A 1,085-nucleotide genomic window follows, 5' to 3' on the forward strand; every position below is an offset into this window, starting at 1 on the left:
TGTATTGACCTGCAACGTTGTTGACACGGCTGATCGGCGGGTGTCCGTCGAGTGCGGTGTGGCAGCGGTGGTGGTTGTAGGTGTGGAGGAAGTCTGCCAGGGCTTCGGTCCGCTCGGTGTTCGAGGTGTAGGGCCGTAGGTAGGCCCATTCGTCGAGCAGTGTGCGGTTGAAGCGTTCGACCTTGCCGTTGGTCTGCGGCCGGTAGGGCCGGATCTTCTTGTGGGCGATGCCGCCTGAGGTGAGGCTCCGGGTGAACAGCTTCGACTTGTAGCAGGCGCCGTTGTCGGTCAGGACGCGTTCGACGGTGATGCCGTGGGCCTGAAAGAAGGCGTTCGCGCGTTGCCAGAAGGCCATGGCGGTGTGCTGACGTTCGTCGGGCAGGACTTCGCTGTAAGCCAGGCGGGAGTGGTCGTCGACGGCTGAGTGGATGTAGCTGTAGCCGATCACCGGTGTGCAGCTCTTGCGCTCGGTGGTGGTGGCCTGGCGATTGCGGTCGCCGGCCGTGCGGCCGACGGTCCGCCATCCGCCGCCGTCGGGGATGTTGCCGAGTTTCTTGATGTCGACGTGGACCAGCTCGCCGGGCCGGTCGCGTTCGTAGCGGCGGATCGGTTCGCCGGTGGGACGGTCGAGCCAGGCCAGCCGGTTCAGGCCGTGACGGAGAAGGATCCGGTGCACGGTCGAGGCCGGCATGCCGAGGATCGGCCCGATCCTGGCCGGGCCGAGTTTGCGGTCGGTCCGCAGCCGGCAGACCTCGGTCTCGACCGCCGACGATGTGTGGTGCGGGGTGGTGCGGGGCCGGCTAGAACGGTCGTGCAGGCCCGCGTCGCCCTCGGTTCGCCAGCGGTGGACCCATTTATGGGCCGTGGGACGGGATATGCCCATTTCCGCAGCCACGTGCGCGACCGGACGGCCCGCCAGGACGCGTTCGACCAGGATCCGTCTGCCGTGAACGGTCAGCCGGGCATTACGGTGGGGCACGAAGACCTCCGTGTGCGGTGAAGCCTAGACACCTCCACCACACCGGAGGTCTTCGCCATGATCAAGACCAGGCAGCGTTAACAACGCTCGTGATCAATACACCTAG

General features: G+C 66.3%; 1 protein-coding gene. It reads right to left on the reverse strand.

The features are described 5' to 3' along the window. A partial coding sequence (locus ACFYV5_RS34680) for an IS481 family transposase (RefSeq protein WP_389175518.1) occupies window positions 1-979 on the reverse strand: 979 nt, incomplete at its 3' end. Window positions 980-1,085 lie beyond the last annotated feature (106 nt).

This window comes from Streptomyces sp. NPDC003035, assembly GCF_042888285.1.
Lineage (GTDB): Bacteria > Actinomycetota > Actinomycetes > Streptomycetales > Streptomycetaceae > Streptomyces.